Annotated in this window: 3 protein-coding genes; all 3 read left to right on the top strand. The window is 68.5% G+C overall.

Annotation, left to right across the window (positions count from 1 at the left end):
- The coding region (locus ELR45_RS23965; protein WP_205857161.1) for a carbohydrate ABC transporter permease at positions 1-715 on the top strand (715 nt) is incomplete at its 5' end.
- A gap of 5 nt (positions 716-720) precedes the next feature.
- Positions 721-2,004, top strand: coding sequence for a glycoside hydrolase 5 family protein (locus ELR45_RS23970; RefSeq protein ID WP_129668649.1), 1,284 nt, complete (start codon positions 721-723; stop codon positions 2,002-2,004).
- A 235-nt stretch (positions 2,005-2,239) separates the two neighbouring features.
- Positions 2,240-4,492 (top strand): glycoside hydrolase family 3 protein (locus tag ELR45_RS23975; protein ID WP_129668584.1); only part of this gene is annotated, 2,253 nt, incomplete at its 3' end.

Below are 4,492 nucleotides of genomic sequence, written 5' to 3' on the forward strand. Positions count from 1 at the left end.
TGACGACATCTACGCGCGGCCGCCGCAGATCATTCCGAGTGACCCCACGTTCGAGCATTACACGGAGGTCATCGACCGGCTGCCGTTGCTGCGTTACGTGCTCAACTCAGCCATCGTCGCCGCGATGGTGGTCGGCGGCAACGTCATCGGTGCCACCCTCGCCGGCTATGCGCTGGCCCGGCTGAAGTTCCGTGGCCGGGGGATCGCCGCGCTGGTGTTCGTCGCCGCCCTGTTGGTGCCGATCGAGACCGTCATCGTCGCCCAGTTCCTCCTGGTGCGGTCGATGGGGCTGAACGACACGCTGGTCGGGGTCGCTCTGCCGACCTTGGTCGCCGCGCTCAACGTGCTCCTCATGCGCAACAGCTTCCTGGCCATCCCGCAGGAGCTGGAGGAGGCGGCCGTCATCGACGGGGCGAACGCATGGCAGCGGTTCCGGCGAGTCTGCCTGCCCCAGGTCAAGGGGATGATCAGCGTCGTCGTGATCTTCGCGTTCATGGGGTCGTGGAACGACTTCCTCTGGCCTCTCATCGTCCTGTCCGACCAGGACAACTACACGCTCACGGTCGGGCTTAACCATCTGCGCGGGACGTTCATCGACGACCCACGCCTGATCGCGGCCGGGACGATCATCGCACTCATTCCGATCATCGTCTTCTTCGTCGCACTCCAGCGCTTCTTCTTCCGAGGGCTGGAAACTGGAGGAATCAAAGGTTGAGGAAACTGCGTTTCGGCGTCAACTACACGCCGTCTACCGGTTGGTTCTACTCGTGGCTGGAACCGTCGTGGGACGACGTCCGCCGGGATTTCGACGCGATCGCCGCGCTCGGCCTGGACCACGTGCGGATCTTTCCGCTGTGGCCGTTGTTGCAGCCGAATAGGTCCACCATACGGTCACAGGCGCTGGACGACGTGCGCACGATGGTGGAGCTCGCCACGGCGTCCGGACTGGACTCCGCGGTGGACGCCATCCAGGGCCACCTGTCCAGCTTCGACTTCCTGCCCAGCTGGATGACGTCGTGGCACCGGCGGAGCATGTTCACCGACCCGGACGCCGTTCAGGCGCAGGCGCAGCTCGTCGGTGCGCTGCACGAGGCGCTCGCCGACGCGCCGGGGTTCATGGCCCTGACCATCGGCAACGAGCTCAATCAGTTCGCCGATCGGCCGCATCCTTCCCCCATGACCGCTCAACCCAGCGATGTCACCGCCTGGCTCGACGCGTTGTTGGGGGCGGTGCCGGCCGGCTCGGACGTGGCGGTCCTGCATGCCGAGTACGACGCCGCGTGGTACCTCGACGACCATCCGTTCCTGCCGTCGCACGCGAGCCGCAGCGGGGACATGACCGCCATCCACTCCTGGATCTTCAACGGCACCGGGCAGAACTACGGTGGGATGTCGGCGCAGAGCGTGCGGCACGCGGAGTACCTCGCGGAGCTGTCCCGGGCGTTCGCGGCCGACCTCCAGCGGCCGGTCTGGTTGCAGGAGGTCGGTGCACCCCTGAACTGCCTGGCGGAGAAAGAGGCGGCCGACTTCTGCGAGCAGACGGTGCGCCATGCCGCCGACGTCCCTGGTCTGTGGGGCGTGACGTGGTGGTGCTCGCACGACGTAGCACGCAGCTTCGCCGATTTCCCGGAGCTCGAGCACACGCTCGGGTTGTTCGACGAGGACCGCAAGCCGAAGCCGATCGCCCAACGGTTCGCTTCGGTCGCATCCGAGCTCGCGTCGGCGGCCCCCGCCCCACCGCGGACCACGGCCGTGCGGATCGAGGTGGACGAGAACGACGTGCCATTGCGGCGGGCCGACGCGGCACCGGGCGGCGGAATCTTCACGCGATGGATGGAGCTGGCCGCTGCCGGCGAGCGCCCGGCACTCGTGACCTCCAGGGACGCGGCCGACCCGGAGCGGCTCGCTGCTCGGAGCGTGACCTCGGTGGTATCGCCGGCTCCCGCGGGCACAAGCGTCTACGCCGCGGTGAGCGAAGACCCATCGTTGGCGATCGGCGCGTGATATGACCGGCACCGATCTCCGCGCTGCCGTCGTTGGCACATTCCGTTGCGGATGCTGCGATTCGTACCGCCAAAAGGGCGATCCTGCCCTCAACGCGACACGGAATGCAGTATCCGGTACAGAATGCAGCATCGATCGCGAGGCTTCGCATGCCAGGTGACGGTTGGGGAGCGCGGTGAACGGCGGGAAACGCGGTCGACGCCCCGGAGGCGCGATCGACGGCGGTGAGCGCGACATGACAAGTACCGCGAGCGCGGTCGAGCAGCTCGTCGCCCGGATGTCCCTGCGAGAGAAGGTCGGGCAGCTCAACCAGCGACTCTTCGGCTGGCAATGTGTGCGACGAGTCGACGGCCGCTGGCAGCTGACCGACACGTTCCGCGCCGAACTGGACCGCTGGGACGGGATGGGCGCCTTATACGGCGTGTTCCGGGCGGACCCGTGGTCGGGTCGGTCCTGGGCGGACGGCATCCATCCCGACGAGAGGGCCGAAGTGGCCGCTCTGGTGACCGACGCTGTCCGCAGCGGCAGCACCCAGGGTGTACCGCCGCTGTTGGTGGAGGAGGCACCGCACGGTCATCAGGCGCTGGGCGGGACGATTCTTCCGGTACCGCTGAACCTGGCGGCGACCTGGGATCCGGACCTTGTCGAGGAGGCCGCGCAGGCGGTGGCCGCCGAACTGGCCGCGAGCGGGGTGCACATTGCACTGGTGTCAGCGTTAGACGTGCTGCGTGACCCTCGCTGGGGCAGGTCCGAGGAGTGTCTGGGCGAGTCCCCGCTGCTGGTCGCGGAGATGGCGGCCGCGCTGGTCCGCGGGATGCAGGGTCCGCAGCGGCAGGCTCTGGGAGGTCCAGGCGTCGGCGTCGTTCTCAAGCACTTCGCTGCTCAGGGCGAGGCGGTCGGTGGCCGCAACGGCCAGTCCGCCGTGATCGGCCCGCGCGATCTTCGGGAGATCCATCTGCCGCCGGCCGAGGCCGGGGTCCGTGCCGGCGCGATCGGCATGATGGCCGCGTACAACGACATCGACGGCGTGCCGTGCTGTGCCAACCCAGCACTGCTGCGCGACCTCCTCCGCGGTCAGTGGAACTTCGATGGCCTGGTCATGGCCGACGGGCACGCGATCGACCGGTTGGAGACCGTGACCGGCTCACTCTCCGGCTCGGCACGGCTCGCCCTGCTCAGCGGCGTGGACATCTCACTCTGGGACGATGCCTTCACGCTGCTGGAGGAGGTCGCCGAGGGCGACCCACAGGTTCGGGAGGCGATCGACCAAGCCTGCCGGCGGGTGCTCCACGTCAAGCAGATGCTCGGTCTCCTGCCGGCTCCGTCCGTGGCCGGCGATGACATGCAGTCGGTGGACGCCGACACAACCCAGGACTCGACTACAACACTGGACACGGCACGGAGCCGAACGCAGGAGCTGTCCGCGGAGTTGGCCCGGCGCTCGCTCGTGCTACTCGACGACGGGCCCGACGCGCTGCCGCTGCGGTTGGATCAAGCGCGCCGCGTGCTGGTCATCGGGCCGCACGCGGCCGAGGCGACGGCGCTGCTCGGAGACTACGTCCCACCCCTGCCGCCGGAGGACCGACCAAATGGACGACATTGTGGTCACGATAACGACCACAATGCATGTTCTTGCCGTACTGCCGATCGGGAATCGCCCAGTGTTCTTCAGGCTCTGCGCGCGCGGCTTGCACCGGGGGCGCGGCTCGACCACGTGCCGTCCCTACAGCCCGGCGCCGACGTCGACACGCTTGCGGCGGAGGCGGACCTCGTCGTCGCGGTGCTCGGCGGGACCAGCCACCGTTCCTACGACGACGAGTTCACTGAGGTCGGGGCTGTCGATGTGGCCGCGGGCGGAGCTCCCACACGGGCGACGTCGGGCGAGGGTGTGGATCTGGCCGACCTCCGGCTCCCTGGAGACCAGGACGAACTGCTGGTCCACGTGCGCCAGGCGACCTCCACTCCCGTCGTGGCAGTCGTCGTGGCGGGGCGGCCACACGTCCTGACCTCGGTGCTGGAGAACGCGGACACCACACTGTGGGCGGGCTACCCCGGTCCGTACGGCGCCGACGCGGTGTTTGATGTGCTGACGGGCGTGCGCCCCGCGACCGGGCGGCTGCCGATGACACTGCCCAGGTACGCCGGCGTGGTGCCAGTGCACCACGATGACCGGCACTCATCCGACGGCGTGTACGCCGACGCCAGGGATCCGGTGTTGCGACCATTCGGTTTTGGGGCCGGGCCCGATCAGGTTCGAGTGCGAGCGCTGGAGACGATCCCGGACGATGCGGAGGACGTTCAGAGGTCTACCGGGCCGAACGCCGACCACATACGTCGCGGAGACGCTGCGCCGCTCGGACGGCTGCGGGTCACGCTCGAGAACACCGGGGCAGACGACGTCGACGACGTGCTCCAGGTCTATGCTCACCGCCCCGACGGTGCCGTGGTGCCGCGGATGCGCGAACTGGTCGCGTTCCATCGCGTCACT

This window comes from Phytoactinopolyspora endophytica (assembly GCF_004138495.1).
In the GTDB taxonomy this organism is placed as follows: domain Bacteria; phylum Actinomycetota; class Actinomycetes; order Jiangellales; family Jiangellaceae; genus Phytoactinopolyspora; species Phytoactinopolyspora endophytica.